General features: G+C 35.2%; 15 protein-coding genes. 4 read left to right on the top strand and 11 right to left on the bottom strand.

The window, feature by feature from the left end:
• Positions 1 to 61: 61 nt before the first annotated feature.
• Positions 62 to 1267, bottom strand: coding sequence for a pyridoxal phosphate-dependent aminotransferase (locus tag CLU83_RS13265; protein ID WP_100432051.1), 1206 nt, complete (start codon positions 1265 to 1267; stop codon positions 62 to 64).
• A 42-nt stretch (positions 1268 to 1309) separates the two neighbouring features.
• The gene (locus CLU83_RS13260; protein ID WP_100432050.1) at positions 1310 to 2401 is read right to left on the bottom strand and encodes an acyl-CoA desaturase; all 1092 of its coding nucleotides are present in this window, start codon (positions 2399 to 2401) and stop codon (positions 1310 to 1312) included.
• Positions 2402 to 2508: 107 nt separating this feature from the next.
• On the opposite strand from CLU83_RS13260, the gene rsmG reads away from it, so the two are divergent.
• Complete coding sequence (gene rsmG, locus CLU83_RS13255; RefSeq protein WP_100433731.1) at positions 2509 to 3138, top strand: 16S rRNA (guanine(527)-N(7))-methyltransferase RsmG; 630 nt, start codon at positions 2509 to 2511, stop codon at positions 3136 to 3138.
• 124 nt (positions 3139 to 3262) lie between these two features.
• Here rsmG and pruA read toward each other — a convergent pair whose 3' ends face one another.
• The 6 genes from pruA to map form a co-directional block, all read right to left on the bottom strand.
• Positions 3263 to 4891, bottom strand: a complete 1629-nt coding sequence (pruA, locus tag CLU83_RS13250; RefSeq protein ID WP_100432049.1) for an L-glutamate gamma-semialdehyde dehydrogenase — start codon at positions 4889 to 4891, stop codon at positions 3263 to 3265.
• A 97-nt stretch (positions 4892 to 4988) separates the two neighbouring features.
• The gene (gene apaG / locus CLU83_RS13245; protein WP_100432048.1) at positions 4989 to 5375 is read right to left on the bottom strand and encodes a Co2+/Mg2+ efflux protein ApaG; all 387 of its coding nucleotides are present in this window, start codon (positions 5373 to 5375) and stop codon (positions 4989 to 4991) included.
• Positions 5376 to 5455: 80 nt separating this feature from the next.
• Positions 5456 to 6703 (bottom strand): DUF5103 domain-containing protein, encoded by a 1248-nt coding sequence (locus CLU83_RS13240; protein WP_100432047.1) that lies wholly within the window; start codon positions 6701 to 6703, stop codon positions 5456 to 5458.
• 132 nt (positions 6704 to 6835) lie between these two features.
• Positions 6836 to 9742 carry a DEAD/DEAH box helicase gene (locus CLU83_RS13235; protein ID WP_100432046.1) on the bottom strand — a complete coding sequence of 969 codons (2907 nt, stop codon included), beginning with the start codon at positions 9740 to 9742 and terminating at the stop codon, positions 6836 to 6838.
• Positions 9743 to 9891: 149 nt separating this feature from the next.
• On the bottom strand, positions 9892 to 10656 hold the full coding sequence (locus tag CLU83_RS13230) for a class I SAM-dependent methyltransferase (RefSeq protein WP_100432045.1): 765 nt from the start codon (positions 10654 to 10656) through the stop codon (positions 9892 to 9894).
• Positions 10656 to 11474, bottom strand: coding sequence for a type I methionyl aminopeptidase (gene map / locus CLU83_RS13225; RefSeq protein WP_100432044.1), 819 nt, complete (start codon positions 11472 to 11474; stop codon positions 10656 to 10658). The genes CLU83_RS13230 and map overlap by 1 nt, the downstream gene beginning before the upstream one ends.
• 207 nt (positions 11475 to 11681) lie before the next feature.
• Between map and CLU83_RS13220 the strand changes: the two genes are divergently transcribed.
• Together CLU83_RS13220 and CLU83_RS13215 are read left to right on the top strand one after the other, a co-directional pair.
• On the top strand, positions 11682 to 12938 hold the full coding sequence (locus CLU83_RS13220) for a DUF445 domain-containing protein (RefSeq protein WP_100432043.1): 1257 nt from the start codon (positions 11682 to 11684) through the stop codon (positions 12936 to 12938).
• Between the two features lie 128 nt (positions 12939 to 13066).
• The gene (locus CLU83_RS13215; RefSeq protein ID WP_100432042.1) at positions 13067 to 14341 is read left to right on the top strand and encodes an acetyl-CoA hydrolase/transferase family protein; all 1275 of its coding nucleotides are present in this window, start codon (positions 13067 to 13069) and stop codon (positions 14339 to 14341) included.
• A 72-nt stretch (positions 14342 to 14413) separates the two neighbouring features.
• Here the strand turns inward: CLU83_RS13215 and gpmI are convergent, their stop codons facing one another.
• On the bottom strand, positions 14414 to 15931 hold the full coding sequence (gpmI, locus tag CLU83_RS13210) for a 2,3-bisphosphoglycerate-independent phosphoglycerate mutase (protein WP_100432041.1): 1518 nt from the start codon (positions 15929 to 15931) through the stop codon (positions 14414 to 14416).
• A gap of 428 nt (positions 15932 to 16359) precedes the next feature.
• Entirely contained in the window at positions 16360 to 18753 is a 2394-nt protein-coding gene (locus tag CLU83_RS13205; protein WP_100432040.1) for a DUF5916 domain-containing protein, read from the bottom strand.
• A 172-nt stretch (positions 18754 to 18925) separates the two neighbouring features.
• Between CLU83_RS13205 and CLU83_RS13200 the strand changes: the two genes are divergently transcribed.
• A complete protein-coding gene (locus tag CLU83_RS13200) occupies positions 18926 to 19663 on the top strand; it encodes a murein L,D-transpeptidase catalytic domain family protein (protein WP_100432039.1) in 738 nt (245 codons plus the stop codon).
• Here the strand turns inward: CLU83_RS13200 and CLU83_RS13195 are convergent.
• On the bottom strand, positions 19652 to 21232 hold the full coding sequence (locus tag CLU83_RS13195; RefSeq protein WP_100433730.1) for a murein L,D-transpeptidase: 1581 nt from the start codon (positions 21230 to 21232) through the stop codon (positions 19652 to 19654). The genes CLU83_RS13200 and CLU83_RS13195 overlap by 12 nt on opposite strands.
• Positions 21233 to 21365: the final 133 nt, after the last annotated feature.

Here is a 21365-nt window from a genome sequence, read left to right as displayed (position 1 = left end):
TTCCAAATTTCAAGTTGTGAAACCTGAAACCTGGAACTTTTAATTTGAAACAAATTTTATATTATGCAGGAACTTCGGTAAGCGTTACAGCTTCTTTGATTCGGCGTAAAGCTTCTTTTAATAATTCATCGCTGGTTGCATAAGAGAAACGGATGCAATTTGGGTTTCCAAAAGCGTCACCTGTTACAGTTGCTACGCAAGCTTCGCCTAAAAGATACATAGAGAAATCATTCGCATCTTTGATTAATGTTCCTTTTAATGTTTTTCCGAAGAAAGAAGAAACGTCTGGGAATACGTAGAAAGCTCCTTCTGGAACGTTGATTTTGATTCCTGGAATTTCTTTCAATAATCCAACTACTAAATCTCTGCGGCTATGAAAAGCTTGAACCATGTGGTTTAACACGCTTGGATCAGCATCTACAGCAGTGATAGTAGCACGTTGCGCCACAGAATTTGCTCCAGATGTTACCTGCCCTTGAATTTTAGTACATGCTTTTGCAATAAATTCTGGTGCTCCAATGTAACCAATTCTGTATCCTGTCATAGCGAAAGCTTTGGCAACTCCGTTTACAGTAATCGTTTTTTCTAACATTCCTGGGATTGATCCGATACTGCAAAAAGTTCCTGAGAAATTGATGTGCTCATAGATTTCGTCAGCAACTACATAGATATTTGGATATTTTTCTAAAACTTTAGCCAAAGCTGTTAATTCTTCTCTGTTGTAAACAGAACCACTTGGGTTACAAGGAGAAGAGAACCACATCATTTTTGTTTTTGGTGTGATAGCGGCTTCTAATTGTTCTGGTGTGATTTTGAAATCAGTATCTACAGAGGTTGGAACTTCTACAGGAACTCCTCCAGATAATTTCACGATTTCAAAATAGGAAACCCAGTAAGGTGCAGGCAAGATAACCTCGTCACCATCGTTTAACATTACTTGCGCAATGTTGTATAATGATTGTTTTGCTCCTGTTGAAACTACGATTTGTGATGGTTTGTAATCTAATCCGTTGTCTCTTTTGAATTTTCTGCAGATAGCATCTTTTAAATCGCCATATCCGTCAACTGGAGAGTATGTGCTGTAGTTTTCGTCAATAGCTTTTTTTGCAGCTTCCTTGATAAAATCCGGAGTATTGAAATCTGGTTCTCCTAAGCTTAAACTGATAATGTCTTTTCCTTGTGCTTTTAATTCTCTTGCCAATGCAGCCATCGCTAATGTTTGTGATGTAGCTAAATTGTTAATTCTGTCTGAAAGTGGATTGCTCATTAAATTGTAATTTTTTGGTTTATTCTTTTTTTAGATAATTATTTATAGTGCGGGTTCTAGCCCCAATGTTCTTAAATGTTTAAAGTGTGCAACAATAGCCGCAGACATTGTTTTATACTCGTAATATGGCAATTGGCATTCCTTGGCCGTTTCTTTTACGATTTTTGCAATTTTCCCGTAATGTATATGGCTGATGTGCGGGAAAATATGGTGTTCAATCTGGTGGTTTAATCCTCCAGTGTACCAGTTTACGATTTTGTTTTTGGGTGCAAAATTTACTGTGGTAAATAATTGGTGTATCGCCCAAGTGTTTTCCATTTCGCCAGCTTCGTTTGGCTGTGGATTAGCCGCTTCATCAACTACATGTGCCAATTGAAATACTATACTTAAGATTAATCCAGCAGTGTAATGCATTACAAAAAATCCAACCAAAACTTTCCACCAAGTGATTCCAATAAGCATTGGCAAAACAATCCAAATACCCATGTAAATGACTTTTGTAATAATTAATGTTGTCCAAAGTATTTTTGGGCTTTTTGGCTCACCATAAGACAATTTTCTTTTTAGGTAATTCTTCATTTGTTTGAAATCAGTAGTAATTGCCCAGTTGAAGGTCAATAAACCATATAAAAATACAGCATAATATTGTTGGAATCTATGAAATTTATGCCATTCAGCTTCTTTAGAGAAACGCATAATTCTACCTGCTTCCAAGTCTTCGTCATGCCCAATTATATTAGTATAGGTATGATGCAATACATTGTGCTGTACTTGCCAGTTATGAACATTTCCTGCCAAAACATATATGGTTCCTCCCATAAATTTATTGACCCAGCTTTTGGTTGAATAAGATCCGTGGTTGGCATCATGCATTACGTTCATTCCGATTCCGGCCATTCCGATTCCCATAACGATAGTTAATAGAAGGTGTGACCAAAAAGGCATGTCTAATGTAAGTATCAAAAAATAAGGAACAAGAAAGACAGTGAAAAGAATTACAGTTTTCAAATGGATCTTCCAATTACCTGTTTTCTCTATATTATTTTCTTTGAAATAGCTGTTAACTCGAGAATTAAGGGTTCTGAAAAACTTTAAATTGTCTTGCTTTGCAAATGTAGGTGCGGTATTGTTCATATAATTTTTTGAATATTTGCAAAGGTAACCAATATAAATTTTCAACATACAATATTGAGTTAAATATTTCTAAGCTAAAAGCAGTACTTTTGTTAAAAATTTTTAAGATGGACGAGATTCTAAAGTACTTTCCTAACTTATCTGATAATCAGATAGAACAGTTTCAAAAATTGGATTTTTTATACCACGATTGGAACGAAAAAATCAACGTTATTTCACGCAAAGATATTGACTCTTTATATACCAAACATATATTGCATTCTTTGGCCATTGCCAAAGTAAATAAATTTGAACCAGGGACTTATGTGCTGGATGTGGGGACTGGTGGTGGCTTTCCGGGTATTCCGCTTGCTATTCTTTTTCCAGAGACCCGTTTTTATCTGATTGATGTTATAGCCAAAAAAATAAAGGTGGTAAAAGCAGTAGCTGAAGCTTTAGAATTAAAAAATGTCAAAGCCGAACAGCTTCGTGCCGAAAATGTAAAAGGTGATTTTGATTTCATCGTAAGCCGTGCTGTGACTAACATGCCTGACTTTGTTTCATGGATAAAAACCAAAATCAAGAAGCAAAATAAACACGAATTGAAAAATGGAATTCTCTATTTGAAAGGCGGTGATTTAACCGAAGAGCTGAAAGATTTTCCCAAAGCAACAGAATACAATATTTCTGATTTCTTCGAAGATGAATTTTTCGAAACAAAAAAAGTGGTTCACTTGCCTTTGAAGTTTGTGGTGTGAAAATGTTTTATTTTTCGAGTTTCAGGTTTGTTGGGACGATAATAAAATAGCCGAATCTTAATTTAAGATTCGGCTATTTTATTATCGTCAAAGGTTTTCAAGCCTGAAACCTGAAACTTTTTAACTATTCTCCCAAAAACGGATATCTGTAATCCGTTGGAGTTACAAATGTTTCTTTAATAGTTCTTGGAGAAGCCCAACGCAATAAGTTCAATGCGGAACCGGCTTTGTCATTAGTTCCAGAAGCTCTTGCTCCGCCAAAAGGCTGCATTCCTACGATAGCTCCTGTTGGTTTGTCATTGATGTAGAAGTTTCCGGCAGCGTTTTGCAATGCTGTCGTAGCTTCTTCTATTGCATAACGGTCTTGGCTGAAAACAGCTCCAGTCAAAGCATATTCAGATGTAGTGTCAACCAATTTCAAAGTTTCAGACCATTGAGTATCTTCATAAACAAAAATCGTCATAACAGGTCCGAATAATTCGGTTTCCATAGTAGTGTATTTCGGATTTGTAGTTACAATAACGGTTGGCTCAATAAAATATCCAACAGATTTATCGTAATTTCCGCCTACGATAATTTCGGCATCTGCATCTTTTTTGGCTTGGTCAATAAAACTGGCCAATTTATCAAATGATCCTTCGTGAATAACCGCTGTGATAAAGTTTCCAAAATCTTCTGGAGAACCCATTTTCATTGATTTTACATCAGTAATCAATTGTTCTTTTACGGCTGGCCATAAGCTTTGCGGTACATAAGCTCTTGAAGCTGCAGAACATTTTTGTCCTTGGAATTCAAATGCGCCACGGATGATTCCTGTTGCCACTTGTTTTGGGTTGGCACTTGGATGAGCAATGATAAAATCTTTACCCCCAGTTTCTCCAACTATTCTTGGGTATGTTTTGTAATGGTGAATATTGGTTCCAATTTTTGCCCATATATCTTTGAATACATGTGTTGAACCTGTAAAGTGGATTCCGGCAAAATCACGGCTCGCCAAAACAGTGTCGGTAATCATTAATGCATCACCGAAAACAACGTTGATAACACCGTCTGGAACTCCTGCTTCTTTGAAAACATCAATTATAATTTTTGCAGAGAATACTTGGCTGTCACTTGGTTTCCAAATAACAACATTCCCCATCATAGCAGCACTTGCAGGTAAATTTGCAGCAATAGCCGTAAAGTTGAAAGGAGTAATCGCATAGACAAAACCTTCAAGCGGTCTGTATTCTAAACGATTCCACATATCGGATGCCGATTTTGGCTGATCTGCATAAATCTGTGTCATGAATTTTACGTTGAAACGTAAAAAATCGATTAGTTCACAGGCTGCGTCAATTTCGGCTTGATGAATATTTTTGGATTGCGCAATCATAGTTGCGGCATTAATTTTTGCTCTGTAGGGACCAGCGATTAATTCGGCTGCTTTAAGGAATATGGCAGCTCTTTGTTCCCAAGCCATATTTGCCCAGGCTTCTCTAGATTCTAATGCGTTGGTAATGGCACTTTCAATGTGTTTTTTTTCAGCTAAATGATACGTTCCAACGATATGCTGATGATCGTGTGGAGCTGTCATATTTCGGGTGTTTCCTGTTCTAATTTCTTCATTTCCAATATACAATGGGACATCGATTTTGGAATTCCACATAGCTTTGTAAGCAGCTAGAACTGAAGCTTTTTCTGGAGAATTTGGAGCGTAACTTTTTACAGGTTCGTTTACCGCTTTGGGTACATTAAAAAATCCTTTTAGCATGTCTTTTATAATTAATTAGTAAGCAATTATATAATTTGATGCAAAAGTACAAAGGAAAGATTTAAATTATGCTAAAAATGTTGTAATTAAAGTCAATTTAATTCATAGCAAAAGGAGCACACATTTTAAAAGTAGGTACGATAACCCTAAAAGATTTGGTAGAAGTAAAATTTATCATATTAAAATATCCTTTCATTGCTCCATAAGGAGACGATAATAAACAGCCTGAACTATAAGTATGCTGTTCTCCAGGTTTTAAAACTGGTTTTTTACCGATAACACCTTCTCCGTCAACATATTCTAAATCATTTAAGGAGTCGTAGATTTCCCAATGGCGTGAAGTCAATTGAACAGAGTCTTTACTGTGGTTTTCAATTGTAATCTCGTAACTAAAGGCAAAGTGAATCTTGTAGTTTTTGAAGTAGGTTCCTTCAAAACTAGTCATTACCGAAATTTTAATGCCTCTTGTTATTTGCGAAACCATGTTAATGAGCTAATTAAGTGCTATATGGCGACAAATCTACGAAAAAAATGAATATTCTATTTAAAATTTTTCAAAGTTTTCTAATTTGTTATATTTAATGAATTGGCGGTTCCTTTTCCAATGACTTTTACATATCGGTCAGTATTTCCTTTGTAGTAAACCAATACCGTATAATCATTTTCAGTTTGATAAAAATTTCCATCAATTGCATTTTCTAAGTCGATAAATCCTTTGCTGTCTACTGTTGTATATTGATAGTTTGTAAATCCCTGTTTGATTAAAATTGCTTTTTCATAAATCCCTTTTTCAGTATTAAAATCCATTTTGTTTTCGGGAGTTGTGCTGTAATTATTGAACATTCCCACTATATAAACAGAAGAACTCGGATTTGCCAAAGGAGCAGACAGGCTAAAATAAACCCAAGAATAGTCGGCTTCAATTGTATTGTTTTCTCCGTCTAGTTTTCGGATCGAAAAATTTCCGTTAAGATCAGAATAATTGGAATAGGGAAAATTGGCTTTAGCACTATTGGTAAATAAATGCGTATTGTAAATACCGTTATCAGAATTAACGAAACCCACATAATTATTAGCGTTTTTGATGTCTTTGGAATCAAAATTTAAAAATTCATTGCCAGCCCAAAATTGCGTTTCTTGGTCGTATTTATAAACAAAAACATTGCCTATATTGTATTGTGGTGCAATATTCTTAATGGCGGTATTGAAATTGCCGTTTTGAAGCAGTACTACTTTTAAATTTTGAGTCGGATTTTGCAGCAGAAAATCATCTGTGTTAATTTCGAAATTCAGATTGTGTTTCGAATAAATGTTTTTGACGGTTCTCGGGCGTTTTATTTTTAAAGGGACAGATACTATATTCTCATACAGTACAAAATATCTTTTCAAAATGACCTCTTTATCAGAATTTAAAATAGTGAGCACATAATTACCGCTTAATTTTATTTTGGTGTAATCATTCGGAATGGATAATCGGTAATGAGTGAAAATCTGTAATGTATTGAAAGAGTTGACGTATTCCTGAATTTTTTGGCTGTCAAAACCAGAAAGATATTCGCTTTTTGGAATATCTGTGGGGACCCAATTATAGTCGCAATGGGTGATTTCGTAATAATAGTCGGCTTCATTGCCAAATAAGTCGTCAAATTGAAACCCAAAGGATTCCCCTAATTGAAAGATGGGAACAACGTTTTGACTGTTCTGAACGAAAGAAGCAGTTTTGATGTTATATGGTGGCGCTATTTCAGTCTGAACTTGGGCTGTTAAGGCTAGGTAAAAGAAAGAAAGAAGTAAAACGGCTATTGATTTCATTATGGGCTATCGTTCATAGATTGTAAATATACAAATTAATGGAAATTAATCAGAGTAAGATATGAGTTTAAAATGAACAGCAAATAGGTGAAGCAATCTGCGGTAAAAAATTCATGCGTTTATCTTGGCAAACTATTCCAGTATAAAATTCAAATTATCCTCGATTTCGTCACCAATGTAGTTTTCGTCCAAAAGGGAATCAGACAATAATTTTTTGCTTTCCTGCAGGCGGATGATTTTTTCTTCAACGGTATTTTTGGTGATAAACCGAATCACATTTACCTTGTTCATCTGCCCGATTCGATGGGCTCGGCCAATTCCCTGTTTTTCTGAAAATGGATTCCACCAAGGGTCAAGGAAAACCACATAAGAGGCTTTCGTTATGTTAAGTCCAACGCCTCCCGCTTTTAAAGAAACGAAAAACAACAATGGTTTTTCCTGTTGCTGGAAACGATTGACTTGGTATTCTCTTTCTTTTAAAGGAGTTTCTCCCGTAAGTTCGCAAAAATCGATTTTGTTTTCTTTACACCAAGTTTTATAAAATTCTAAATTGGATACAAACGAACTGAAAACAATCGTTTTTTGATTGGATTGTACCAAAGTTTCAAGATAACGGGTAACAGCGATATATTTCCCCGAATCCATTTCGGATTTCGAATCAATCATTTTTGGGTGATTGCTCAATTGTCTTAAACGCATCAAAGTATTAATAATGCTAATTTTAGCTACTTCAGAGCCATCAGTTTTTAATAGCGAGTTTCGGGCTTTGGATTTTTCTTCTTCGTAAAGTTTTTCCTGTTCAAGTTCCATTTCGCAATAGAAAATCTGCTCGGACAGTTCTGGTAAATCTTTTAAAACTTGTTCTTTGGTACGTCGCAGAATAAAAGGATTGATGAGGTTTTTCAGTTCTAATAAACTGTTCTCATCCTGCTTTTTCTCGATTGGCAATTTATAATTTTCGGCAAAAAAAGCATAGCTTCCCAAAATATTCGGATTGATAAACTGCATTTGCGACCATAAATCATCGAGTGAATTCTCTATAGGAGTTCCGCTCAATGATATTTTGTGACTGGCTTTTACTTGATTGATAGCCTTGAAAATTTTGGAGTTCTTGTTTTTGATGTATTGACTTTCGTCCAAAATCAAATACCTGAAATTGTATTTTTCTAAAATAGAAATATCTCTCGAAACAATAGAATAGCTCGTAAAAATCAAGTCGTATTTTTCCAGTTTTTTCGAAAGCATTTTTCGGTCGTTGCCAATGTATTGTATTCTGCGGAAATGCGGGGTGAATTTTCGGGCTTCATTATACCAATTAAACACCAAAGAAGACGGCAGAACAATCAATGCTTTTAGGTATTCTTTTGGAGTTACAATTTCGTTTCCAAACAAATCCAGCTGAACGTTTTCGGCTTTTTCAAAATCCAATTGTTCCTGCACAGCAACGAGTGTCGTCAGGGTTTGCAGTGTTTTCCCCAATCCCATATCGTCGGCCAAGCAAGCACCTAAACCATTGTTGTAATGTTCCAAAAGCCATTTGACTCCTTCAATTTGATAGGGTCTCAATGTCGCTTTTACCAAAGGCGAAGATTGGTATTCTATGGCTTCTTGTAAATTAGTTGACCCCTTTAGTTCTGGAATATTATCCAAAACAGCAAAATTGCTTTTGGGTAAAACAAGATTCCCGTTTTGGACTTTTGCCAATTTTGCCATTTGAGCATAAAGTGTCATCCATTCAATTGGAATCAAAAAGTAGCTGCCATTAGGTAAAAGGAAGAGTCGGTTTCGGTTTTTTATATTCGAAATCAGTTCGCTGAAATTAAATTCGAATTCCTCACAAACCACTGTCATTTTGATGTCAAACCAATCGCTTTTGACTTCATTCGAAAACTGAATTTCTACTTTTCGAGTGTTAATTTTCTTACTGTCAATTTTCAAATTTTTAACAGAAAATCCCGAAGATTCGAGAATTCCCTGGTTTTCTATCACCCATTGGATAGTAGCGTATGGATCTTGTTTTTCTGCTTTTGGCGAAAGCCCAAACAAACCATTTTCAGTTTTGGACAAACCTAATTTTTGTAATTTATCAGTAAATGAAAATTCGGTTTCAGAGCGTTTGTATTGAATAAGTTTGATGTTGTTCAAATCGCTTAAATCAATATTCGAATGTGTTTTTTTAGTTGAATTTAATTCAAAGGAATACCCGTTATAATCGAAAATTAAATTGACATAATAGCTGTTTTTAAAAAAATCCAACACAGGTTGAATCGCACAGGAAACGATTTTGTTTTTGGTCTCAAGCTCAAATCCTGTTGCGGTAATGTCTGCTTTTTTTGCAACATCTTTAATGAATTTCTCAAAATAGTCAGGAACCAATTTGGATGGAATTTCAATAGATTTTTTCGTCAAAAAAGGAGTGATTTTTTTAGAATTGATGTGTTGTAAATGGAAAAGTTTTTTGTCTACAATGAGCCAGCTCGGTTCGTCCAAAAGCAATTCGATTGTTTTGTCTGATGGATAAAAAACAGTTTCGTTGTCTTTTAAAGCTAAGATATAGGTGATTCCATTTTCGTGTTTGTCAAAATGGAGTTGCGTTTCCAAAGACGGATGATTGACAGAAACATGGCTGTTTCTGAAATCTTTCTCTCTGTCTAAATTTATTGATAACGGAAAGTTTTCTTGTTTGATTAAAGTGTAAAATTGGTCTAAGTTGGTTTTTGTAAATTGACGAATGCCAAATTCAAGTTTGCTGTCTTTCAGTAAATCATCAATAGTTTTGGCAGACTTACTGTTTTTGCTGAATTTTTTAAAAACTTTTTCGGGTTTTAAATTTTCGCATATAGTCAACACTTTTTTGGTGTTGTTGTCTAAATCTTCAAAAATAATCCCGAAACTTTGTAAAACTTCGGGGCTTGCTTTTTTATCTAAATATTTTATTTCCTTCGTTTGTTTGATAATATATGCCGTTGGGATATAATGATTCAGTTTTTTTTCAAAACTTATATCAAAACAAAACAGAAAGGGGGCTTCAGTTTTCAAAATCAGTTATTTATTTAGATACATGACGAGGATTGAAATTTTTTAAGCTACAGATTTAGATGATTTTCACAGATTAAAAATACGTAAATAAAAATCTGTGTGAATCTGTGTAATCTGTGGCAAAATATTTTTTGTTGAATCCAATGACTTTATTTAAAGCAAACAGGAATGATTTCGCCTTTTGCTAAACAATATTTTTCTACCATTTCGGGAGCAATTTTATTGGTGTAATCTTCCTCAACAACTGTAAAACCAATGCTTCTTAGTTTATCAAAATAATCACGACCATAAATACGTACGTGGTCGTATTGACCAAATATTTTGGCACGTTCTTTTTGGTCGGTAATGGAATCGTCTGCAAAAGTTACGTCTCTTTTTAAGTCTTGCGGAATTTGAAGGATAGCCATTCCGCCAGGTTTCAAAACGCGATACAATTCCTGCATGGCTTTGGTGTCATCCGGAATGTGTTCCAATACGTGATTGCACAGAATAACGTCATATTGATTGTCTTCAAAAGGCAAATTACAAATATCCGCTTTTACATCCGCCAAAGGCGAAAACAAATCGGTTGTGGTGTAATCTAGATTTTTCTGCTTGCGGAACATTTTGTAAAAAGCCTGTTCTGGTGCAAAATGCAATACTTTCTTAGGAACAGTAAAAAAATCAGTTTGTTCGTTTAGGTATAACCAAAGCAAACGGTGTCTCTCCAATGAAAGCGTACTTGGCGAAAGCACATTGTTTCGTTGTGTTTCGTACCCATAAGGCAAGAACGATTTGAAGCTTCTACCATCGATTGGATCGGTATAAGTATCTCCTTTTAATGAAAAAGCGATAAAAGGGCGTGCGACATAACTCATCCTAATTAATAAAGGACGAGGAATAGTGTTGAGTATAACTTTAAAGAGTTTTTTCATTATAGAACTAGTGGGGTTTTGCGGAACTCATCTTCTTCGTTGCTCACGATTCCTAATTCTTTATAGATATACGCAAACGTCGATAAAATCTCAGGTTTTCCGTCGATGATAGCAACATCATGTTCAAAATGGGCACTTGGTTTTCCGTCAGCAGTGGTGATTGTCCAGCCGTCTTTATGCTGTTTAATGTTTTTAGTTCCCATGTTGATCATCGGTTCGATGGCAACAACCATTCCTTCAATGAAAAGTTTGCCACGACCTCGTTTTCCATAGTTAGGCATTTCGGGATCTTCGTGCATTTTTTGTCCTACACCGTGACCAACAAGTTCTCGAACCACACCATAACCGTGTGCTTCGGTATATTTTTGGATTGCATTCCCAACGTCTTCAACACGGTTTCCAATTCGCAATTCGCGGATTCCTACGTATAAAGATTCTTTGGTTACTTGAAGTAATTTTTTAGTTTCTGGAGCGACTTCTCCAATTTCGAACGAGTAGGCGTGGTCACCGTGAAATCCGTTCTTGAATGCACCGCAGTCAACCGAAATAACATCACCGCTTTCTAACGGTTTGTTGTTTGGGATTCCGTGTACCACTTGTGAATTTGGGCTCATACACAACGAATTCGGAAAGTCGTAAAGTCCAAGAAAACTTGGTACAGCACCATGATCCCTGATGAATTCTTCGGCTCTTTTGTCAAGATATAATGTAGTAACTCCTTCTTTTATTTCAGAAGCAATCATTCCTAATGTTTTTGATACGATCAATGCACTTTCGCGCATCAATTCTATTTCCTCACGGGTCTTTTGAATAATCATATTTTCGAATTTTCAGAGTGCAAAAATACACTTTTAAAATTATTTCTTTTAGGTTGGGTTTGTTTTAATTTTTTGATCTAAATACAAAGTTCACAAAGAAGCCACAATGGACACAAAGCTTGGCAAACTTTGCGATATTCTTTGTGAACTTTGCGGTTAAATTTTAAAGTATAGTTGTAAATTAGCAATAAATCAATTAGTTATAGTATGAATGCATCTTTAGATCGGGAAAATAGCAAGAAGGAACAGAAGTTGAATAAAATGAAAAGAGTTGCATTCCTGTTTTTTGGAACTGCTGTACTTCTTTTCGGAGTAGCAGTTTTTTATAATATTGGAATACTAAAAGCATTTAGCGAAGCCGCAATGGTGGGAGGTATTGCTGATTGGTTTGCAGTCGTTGCTTTGTTCAGGCATCCGCTTGGAATTCCCATTTGGCATACTGCAATAATCCCTGCAAAAAAAGATGAAATAGGGGAGAACCTGGGAAATTTTGTTTCGGATGAGTTTTTGACAAGGGAGAAATTGGAAGTAAAAATTGAACAGTTTAACGTGGCGGTAAAAGCTTCGGACTGGCTGATGGAAGAGAAAAACGCTAATTTGGCGGCTAATTTAATTGCAGAAAATGTGATTCCGGGAGTTTTGAAAACCATCGATGATGAGCAGGTAAAGCATTTTGTGCAAACACAATTTAGTGACAAACTGAGCAAACTGAATTTTGCCGAATGGATTGCTCTTGGTTTGGATTCATTGACGAAAAGCAAAAAACAAGAAGAGTTGGTGACCAATGTTATCAAAACGCTTATTGTAGAATTGCACAACAACAAGCATCTGATTGAAGAAAAAGTGAAAAGCTCCACGCCATTTCTTTCTTTTGGTTTGGTCGATAAAAAAATTGCAGAAGGAGTTTTTAATGGGCTGTACGATTTTCTAGAACAGGCAAGTCACGAAGACAGCACAATCCGAAAAAAAATCAACGACTATGTAATGGATTTTATAACTGAGCTGAAAGAATCCCCCGAAATGCAGCAGAAAGTTAATGATTTGGTTCTTGGCTTTGCCAATAAAAAAGAAGTTCAGGATTATATCAGCGGAATTTGGCTGGAAATCAAAACGGCTATAGCTCATGATTTGGCTCAAAAAGAGGAATCTTCGATAAAAAAGAGCATTGCCAATATGATTCAGGGTTTTGGCAAAGGAATACAAGCCGATCAGCTGATGATGGATAAGATTAATAATTTTGTCAAAAATGATTTGCTTTCGGTGCTTATCAATAACAAAAAAATGATTGGCGACTTGATTTCTTCGACTGTAAAAGGCTGGGATACCGATGAAGTTTCCAAAAAACTGGAACTGGAAATAGGAAGCGATCTTCAATACATTCGGATAAATGGTACGCTTGTGGGCGGTTTGGTTGGGCTTTTGATTTATGCCGCTGAAGGTTTATTGCACAGTTTTATATTGTAATTTTTGAGCAGAGGAAATTTAATCTACGGCAACACAATGGATGATTTTGTCTTTTTGTAATTTGAATATGAGCGTTGTCATATTTTATTTTTTCTATTTGCTTTACTTTTGTTATAAATATAACATTTATGGAAAAATATGTAACTGCTGAGGAGGCTGTCAAAGTCGTGAAATCAGGGGATAGGGTTTATCTGCAGGCTGCTGGGGCAACACCTACAATTCTAGCCAATGCTTTAACTGAAAGAGCTTCTGAACTGCGGAATGTAGAAATATGCCATTTGCATACCGAAGGCGAGGCGCGATACGCTAATCCTGACCTTGCCGAAAGTTTTCATGTCAATTCATTTTTTATTGGCGGGAATGTTCGGCATACTTTAAAAGCAGGGAATGGCTCATATACTCCAGTTTTTTTGAGTGAACTGCCGCGTCTGTTCCGAAGAAATGTATTGCCGATAGATGTTGTTTTTATTCATGTGTCACCGCCTGACAGCCACGGATATTGTTCCCTTGGAGTTTCAGTGGAAGCTTGCGTTGCTGCGATTGAGAATGCGAAAATTGTGATAGCGCAGGTAAATCCTCAGATGCCGAGAACTTTTGGTGACGGAATCCTGCATATTTCAGAAATAAATTATATGGTAGCCGTGGATGTGCCTATTTATTCTCATGAAGTGGAGCTTTTTACCGCCGAGGAAGATAAAATAGGAGATTATATTGCTTCTTTGATTGAGGATAGGAGTACACTCCAAATGGGAATTGGATCGATTCCTAATGCCGCATTAAGCAAATTGGGGAACCATAAAGATTTAGGATTACACACCGAAATGTTTTCGGATGGTGTGATTGACTTGATTGAAAGCAATGTGATCAATTGTAATTATAAAGGATCATTAAGAGGAAGGGTGCTGTCCACTTTTGTGTTAGGCTCTAAGCGGTTGTATGATTTTGTAAGTGATAATCCGTTTATCGAATTACGAGAATCTTCAACAGTTAATGATACCGCCAGAATCAGGAAAAATCCAAAAATGATTGCTATTAATTCGGCAATTGAAGTAGATTTAACTGGACAGGTTTGTGCTGATTCTATTGGTCCGAGAATGTATTCGGGTGTTGGGGGACAAATGGATTTTATACGAGGAGCATCTTTAAGCGATGGCGGAAAAGCTATTATTGCTTTGCCGTCAACTACCAAAAACGGTGTAAGCAGAATTGTCCCTTTTTTGAAACAAGGCGCTGGAGTGGTAACAACCAGAGGACATATTCATTATGTAATCACCGAAAACGGAATTGCCGATTTATATGGCAAGACTTTAAAACAGCGCGCGGCCGAAATGGTCAGAATTGCCCATTCTAATCATCAGGAAAATATAGAGCGGGAGTATTTTTACCTGTTGGATAAAATGTAAATAAAATGGGCGTGAAAAATTAATTTCACGCCCATTTTGGTTTATCAGAAAAATGCCAATTGGCGCTTCTTATTATAGTAATGAATGACAAGTCATCGCTGCAGGCTGTTCGATTCCCATCAAGGCAAGAACAGTAGGGGCAATGTCTCCTAAAACTCCATTGTTGATGGTTTTCAAATCTTTGTCAACAAGAATGATTGGCACTGGATTTGTTGTGTGAGCGGTATTTGGTGAACCATCAGGGTTAATCATCGTTTCGCAGTTACCGTGGTCAGCAATAATAATGGTTGTGTAATCATTGGCAAGAGCTGCTTCAACAACTTCTTTTACACAGGCATCAACTGCTTCACATGCTTGTATGGCAGCACTCATAATTCCTGTATGTCCTACCATGTCGCCATTAGCAAAATTTAAACATACAAAATCAACTTCTCCTTTGTTTAATTCAGGAACCAAAGCGTCTTTCAATTCAAAGGCACTCATTTCTGGCTGTAAATCATAAGTGGCTACTTTTGGAGAGTTTCTTAATATTCTTGATTCACCTTTAAAAGGAGTTTCCTGTCCGCCAGAAAAGAAGAATGTTACGTGAGGATATTTTTCTGTTTCAGCAATACGGATTTGTTTTTTGTTGGCTTTTTCCAAAACTTCACCCAGTGTTTCAGTGATGTTGTCTTTGTTGTAAACCACTTTTACATTCTCGTAAGTTTCATCATAGTTGGTAAGCGTCACATAATACAACTGTAATTTGTGCATGTTTTGCTCGTGGAAATCTTTTTGCGATAAAGCTTCGGTCAATTCACGTCCTCTATCGGTTCTAAAGTTGAAGAAAATAACAACATCATCTTTTTCAATAGTTGCAACAGGCTTGTCATTTTCGTCCACCATAACCGTAGGTGCGATAAATTCATCTGTCACATGGTTTTTGTAGCTTTCTTTTATGGTTTCATAAGCATTAGTTGAATGAGTACCTGTCCCATTTACTACTAAATCGTAAGCAAGTTTAACACGTTCCCAACGTTTGTCACGATCCATTGCGTAATAACGGCCAATAATTGAAGCTATTTTTACTGGAGTATTTTTGATGTGATTTTGTAAATCCTGAATGTATCCTTTTCCAGATTTTGGATCAACATCACGTCCGTCAGTAAATGCGTGAATGAAAACTTTGTCCAATCCGTATTCTTGAGAAGCGTCAATTAATCCGCGCAAGTGAGAAGTGTGTGAGTGAACACCTCCGTCTGAAACTAATCCTAAAAAGTGTACTTTTTTATTGTTTTCTTTAGCGTAAGTGAATGCATCAATTAAAACCTGTTCTTTTGCAAGAGTTTTTTTGGCTACGGCCAAATTAATTTTTGCTAAATCTTGGTAAACAATTCTTCCAGCTCCAAGATTCATGTGCCCTACTTCACTGTTTCCCATTTGCCCTTCTGGTAAACCAACGTTTAATCCATCGGTGCGAAGCTGTGCGCTAGGGTATTTTGTATAAAGACTATTTATAAATGGAACATTTGCATTATCAATTGCAGAAACTTTCGGGTCAGGAGATTTTCCCCAACCGTCTAAAATCATTAAAATTACTTTTTTATTCATGGTGTGAAATTTTTTGCAAAGATAAGCCTTTCGCAAAAAATAGAAGTGAGTCAAAACCACTATTATACATAAAAAAGAGAAGTGCAACAAATACTTAAAATTGTGTTGCAAAAAGCGGTTTTTTCTAAAAAAACTGCAAAAAAAGCCCGCAAAAAACCAGAGTGAAAAACGGAATTTTTGAGGAGAATTTTGTCTTGTAAATCCGAAATCTATTGAATGATTTAAAGATTGAAAAATGCAGCACAAATTGCCCTTGTTTTTTTATCTTTTCGAATAATTATTTTTCTGAAAAGCATAAAAAAAAGGAAATCCTCTCAATCAGTTTTATTAGCAGGACTATTATTCAATACTTTGTTAATGGCAAAAAAACAAAATACATCCCCTTAGTACCTAATTATAGTTACGTTACAGTTATAACAAATAAAATATTAAAATTTGTTTTTTACCACATTGTAGTCAATGTAATAGCGAATGCTGACTGAAAAGATATTTGTTTGATTGCTATTGAAAATGTGTGAAAGATTGCTAGAAATGTCTTTTTCAACCTGATTGGTTTCTTCTAAGGCGTAATTTCGGTACAGGAGAATAATTTCGCTTCCGGGAGCAAACCACCATGAGTAAGAAAGATCTAAATTCCAAGAATTAAAATTTCTGTTTTTGTTTAGATTGTAACTTGAATTAGGAGTTAGGCTTCCATCGTCTTGTAGAGTGAAGAATTCATGGTTATCGGCATAGGACCAATAATATCGGGCATCAAGATTTAAAGCCATTGTGTTGGTGATCGCAAATTTTCCTGTGAGTATATTGGAAAGAATTTCTCTGTTTCTTTCCGCAAAGACAATACCGTTATTGTCATATCCAACTCGGCCTCTGTCATTTTTTTTGTTAGTGTATTCTAAAGCGTATTCTAAAGAAAATTGATTACTAAACCGGTATTTTGGATTGATATAGATGCCATAAGTCTGTCTGTTTTTTTCGTCATATTTTACAAAAGAGGTGGTTGCATCAATTGTAAATGCATGGTTTCTGTTCCATTCAAATCCAAAATAAGAGGATAATCTTTTAGGAACACGAACATAGCGGCCATAAACGCGGGGTTCATAAAAATCATACGTTTCCTGTGGTGTATAAAGAGCAGAAAATTCATAATATGTGTTGTTTAATGAAGAGGCTCCGACAGTAGTTTTCAGATAATCTTCTTGAAATTTTCCTGTTGTATTTTGAATTTCTAAATTGGCTTCCTGTGTTATTTTAAATGAATTAAAAACAGTAGTTGGGTTAAGAATCCTATAACTTATATTGCCATAAGCGGCGTGATAGTTGGTGTAAAAAATTAATCCAAGATCATTTATATCATAATTTTCTGAAATATATTTTCCTGAAATTTCGTAACGAATTTTTCCGCTTGTTTTTTCAAAATTCAATGCTGTTTTATAGCCGTTATAATCTTCGTAGGTGTTTATGCTGCTGTATTTAAAATCTCCATTTAAGCTGTAGCTGTTTTTCTTTGTATTTAAATCAAATAAAAGGCCCGAAACGTTTGCATCTCTAAATCCGCCGTTTCGGATTGTGTTTGTATTGATAAAGGTTATGGAGGAATTTTGGTTAAAGCGCTGGTCTAATACAATTATGTTATAATTTGTAAGCGGTTCAATGGTTTCTTTTCTTGCAGCAGAAGTTATTGTGTCTTTTATTGTGGCGTATGTTTTTTCTGTGATGGCATTCAAGAAACCTATTCCTAACCCATTCTTGGTACGCCCTGAGACTTTAATCGCGTTGAGTAAATCTACAGTGCTTGGATAATCTGTAATTACTTCATTTTTTTCCAGAATAGGTTCAGCACTTGGAAAACCTCCAATTCTTCGGGAATAGAATAAGTTTCCTTTAGAAAACAGTTCGGTTCCTTCGGTAAAGAAAGGCCTGTTTTCATCTAGTTTCTGTTCGAATGGCTCTAGGTTCAAAATTGCATTGTCAAATTTGGTCTGGCCAAAATCAGGAACTAAAATCGCATCCAGCGTAAAAGCGTCACTGATTCCATATTTAATATCTAAACCGCCTTTAAAGGTGTTATCTGATTGGAAGTCATCTTTTTGATAGTAAAATGAACCGTAAGGGATGAAGAATAATCGGGTAGGTGTTTTAATGTTTTCAATGCCTTCTAATATGCCGTTTTGGGTAAGTTCCGCTCCAATTTTAGTGTCAATCCGATTCCAGGAATATACCTGTACATCTCTTTGTATGTTTCTTAGGAAATTAATTCCCCATGTTTGTTTTGATGCATTAGGGAAACGTATTGCGGCATACGGAATTTTCATTTCCACTATCCAGCCTTTATCGGTAATAGCTGTTTTGCTGTCCCAAATAGCGTCCCATGAAAAATCTTTGTAATCTTCGGTTGCAATGCAGTCTATCTGTACTCCGGCTGCGGTTACATAAAATCTGAAGTCCTGCTGCCCGTCATTAAATCCATTGATAAAAACCGAAAAATAATCTGTTACGCCAAAACTGTCCCGATTGGTAATTTCCTTTTTTATTTTAGAAGGGTTTTCGTCGTATAATACGGCTGCAATATAAACAGCATCATTGTCATATAACACTTTGACTTCAGTTTTTTTATTTTCATTTATTGGCTTGCCATTATCAGGCTGATACATGACAAAATTGGATTCTGTTTCTGCTGACATCCAAGCTTCTTCATTTAATTTTCCATCAATTGAAATTTTTGAAGTAATAGAATTCGTATGAATAATTTTCCTTTGACCATAGATATGGACAATGCTTGAAATTGTTAAAAATACAATAAAATTGCGGGTTAATGTCATAAAAAACAGTGGTTTACGTCAAAAGTAAGGAAGTTTATTATAAAATATCATTTTACGAGTAATTTTTTTTTGCTTTAAATAGACGACAAAACGTTAATTTTATCGATAAAATGCAATTTATATTTTGATAAATGATTATTGTTTGTATTTTTGAAATCCCTAATTGATTATAATGAATAGATATACAGCAGTTTATAAGTCGGTTTTCGCGTTGTTTTTAGTTTTTAGTTTATTTGCATTTTCAAGAAACGTAATAAATACACATAAAAGTATTCCAAAAAAGAAAATTGCTTCCGTTTTGAAATCTAATATAGATTCCAAAATTGAAAGTGTTTATAATGCTTTGCAGGCAAATCAATTTGAATTGCCAAAGCAAGACTGTTTTAGTGAAGCCTTGAAAGGATTTTATTCACTACAGGAAAAAGGAATAGTAAAAAGCAACATATTAACTCTTGTTGATTTTAGTTTGTCATCTAATGTAAAGCGCCTTTGGATTATTGATTTGTCAAGTAATTTGGTGTTGTTTCAAACATTAGTGGCTCACGGAAGAAATACCGGAGAGGAATTTGCTAATGATTTTTCAAATACGCCGGAATCTTTCAAAAGCAGTTTAGGGTTTTATGTTACAGGAGAAGTTTATAAAGGGAAACATGGTGTTTCTCTAAAATTAGACGGTTTGGAAAAAGGCTTAAACGATAATGCACGAAACAGAGCAGTTGTTCTTCATGGCGCCGATTATGTTTCGGAATCTTTTATAAAGAATCATAAACGATTAGGCAGAAGTCAAGGATGTCCTGCTGTTCCTGTCGAATGTGTATCAGAAATTATTACAATGATTAAAGGGCAGTCGTGTTTGTATATTTATCATCCTTCAATTATTAAATCAAAAGAAAATAATTTATTTTCGTAATTGAGTATAGAGATCGGCGTCTAAATTGTAAATGTCTGTTCTAAAAATCAATTCGTTATCCTCACTCCACGCTGTCCAGTACCATTGGTATATGGCATAGCGTTTTTTTATGCCCAGAAAAAGCGTTGTTTTTGTAGCGACAATAGAGTCAATTTTTTCCATAGAATACTTTTTCGGATTGTCTAGCAGGAGCTGGGCAAATTCCAAAGGATTTTCAATACGCACACAGCCTGAACTTAGGGAGCGGTTGTTACGTTCAAATAAATTGCGGTGATTAGTATCATGCAGGTAAACGCTGTATTTGTTTGGAAAATTAATTTTGACAACCCCAAGAGCATTGTAATAGCCTGGCTTTTGTACATAACGATATCCTCTTGGTCTGTTGGGATCCCATTTTGCTGGATCAACTTCATTATTTTTGGAATCGTATATTCCAATTCCTTTATTTTTTAAAGCGTTTCTGTTTTGCATCATTTCAGGAATGAGGTCTTCTTTTAAAATGGTTGGAGGTACCGTCCAAGTAGGGTTAAAAACTACAGTTTGCAATATAGAAGTTAATACAGGAGTTTTTCTTTTGCTTTTTCCCACAACAATACGTTTGCTCATTGTAATGTTTTGATCTTCTATCACATTTAAACTGTAATTGGGAATGTTGATTAGGACATAATTTTGAGCAAATGATTTGGCATACCATCTCCAGCGTTCCAGATTGGCTATGATTTGATGTTTCCTTTCTTCTTTGGTAAAATTCAATGCAGTTACTGTGCTTTTGCCAATAATACCGTCAGAAATTAATCCGTGACGGGTTTGGAATTTTTTTACAGCTTCGACAGTTTCAGTATCATAATGTGAGGTGATGCTGTCATTGCTTTCTAAATCTTTCCAATACAATAGTTTTTTCTTAATATTAATTACGGCCGGATTGGTGGCGTCGGGTTCTATTTTTTCATCTGAAACAACAGGTTCAGTCTTGTCTTCGGGAAATTCATTTATTAGGGATAATGCTTTTATTAATTTTCCATACGTCAATGCTCTGGGCTGGCATTTTTTTATTTCACCAGCCAAAGAGTCTTTTTCTAAGGCGTTATTTAAAATGGCTTTGGTATCTAATTCTTCGATATGTAAATCCCAGTTAGGATATAGCTTTTTGGGGTTTAGTTTTCCGTTATGCAGGTGAGTCAGGTATTTTTGAAAATTATAAGTGAGCAATAAATCATAATTTACTTGCTCATCTTCATCAAGTTCTGTAAATTTTTTTTCTAATCCCAGTAATTTAGAAATAGTATAGTCTGATGGATTCAATCCTTCTGATTCGCAATTTTTAATTGTTTCAAGGATTGTTTTTCTATTTTTTTCAGACTGCCAAACGGTTTGATTGTTTTTGGAACTATAAAAATCAGCAAGTGATCTGCTTTTAAACGGACTAATTAATATACTGTCAAATTCAATGATTTCTCCTTCTTTATCATTCGAATCAGATATTTTGAAAGTGTCCAAATTGATGATGGAATCTTTTTTGCCACAGCTTAGAAGCGCTAGTAAGACAATAAATAAGCAGTATTTATTCATTTCTCTTAATTTGTTTTTTTTAAACATTAAGTAATGTTAGCCATTTCTTGTATTTAATAGCAACTGCAAAGATGCTATTATTAATTTAAAATACTGATACAATTCTTGTTAAAATATCTTCTGAAAGCCATTC

Origin of the sequence: Flavobacterium sp. 1, from assembly GCF_002797935.1 — a bacterium.
Lineage (GTDB): Bacteria > Bacteroidota > Bacteroidia > Flavobacteriales > Flavobacteriaceae > Flavobacterium.
The sequence above is the reverse complement of the archived record's forward strand: the minus strand, read 5'-3'. Positions and strand labels throughout refer to the sequence as shown.

Coding starts and splice junctions, on each gene's coding strand:
- CLU83_RS13265 (WP_100432051.1), bottom strand. CDS start 1,267: ATGAGCAATCCACTTTCAGACAGAATTAACAATTTAGCTACATCACAA.
- CLU83_RS13260 (WP_100432050.1), bottom strand. CDS start 2,401: ATGAACAATACCGCACCTACATTTGCAAAGCAAGACAATTTAAAGTTT.
- rsmG (WP_100433731.1), top strand. CDS start 2,509: ATGGACGAGATTCTAAAGTACTTTCCTAACTTATCTGATAATCAGATA.
- pruA (WP_100432049.1), bottom strand. CDS start 4,891: ATGCTAAAAGGATTTTTTAATGTACCCAAAGCGGTAAACGAACCTGTA.
- apaG (WP_100432048.1), bottom strand. CDS start 5,375: ATGGTTTCGCAAATAACAAGAGGCATTAAAATTTCGGTAATGACTAGT.
- CLU83_RS13240 (WP_100432047.1), bottom strand. CDS start 6,703: ATGAAATCAATAGCCGTTTTACTTCTTTCTTTCTTTTACCTAGCCTTA.
- CLU83_RS13230 (WP_100432045.1), bottom strand. CDS start 10,656: ATGAAAAAACTCTTTAAAGTTATACTCAACACTATTCCTCGTCCTTTA.
- map (WP_100432044.1), bottom strand. CDS start 11,474: ATGATTATTCAAAAGACCCGTGAGGAAATAGAATTGATGCGCGAAAGT.
- CLU83_RS13220 (WP_100432043.1), top strand. CDS start 11,682: ATGAATGCATCTTTAGATCGGGAAAATAGCAAGAAGGAACAGAAGTTG.
- CLU83_RS13215 (WP_100432042.1), top strand. CDS start 13,067: ATGGAAAAATATGTAACTGCTGAGGAGGCTGTCAAAGTCGTGAAATCA.
- gpmI (WP_100432041.1), bottom strand. CDS start 15,931: ATGAATAAAAAAGTAATTTTAATGATTTTAGACGGTTGGGGAAAATCT.
- CLU83_RS13205 (WP_100432040.1), bottom strand. CDS start 18,753: ATGACATTAACCCGCAATTTTATTGTATTTTTAACAATTTCAAGCATT.
- CLU83_RS13200 (WP_100432039.1), top strand. CDS start 18,926: ATGAATAGATATACAGCAGTTTATAAGTCGGTTTTCGCGTTGTTTTTA.
- CLU83_RS13195 (WP_100433730.1), bottom strand. CDS start 21,232: ATGAATAAATACTGCTTATTTATTGTCTTACTAGCGCTTCTAAGCTGT.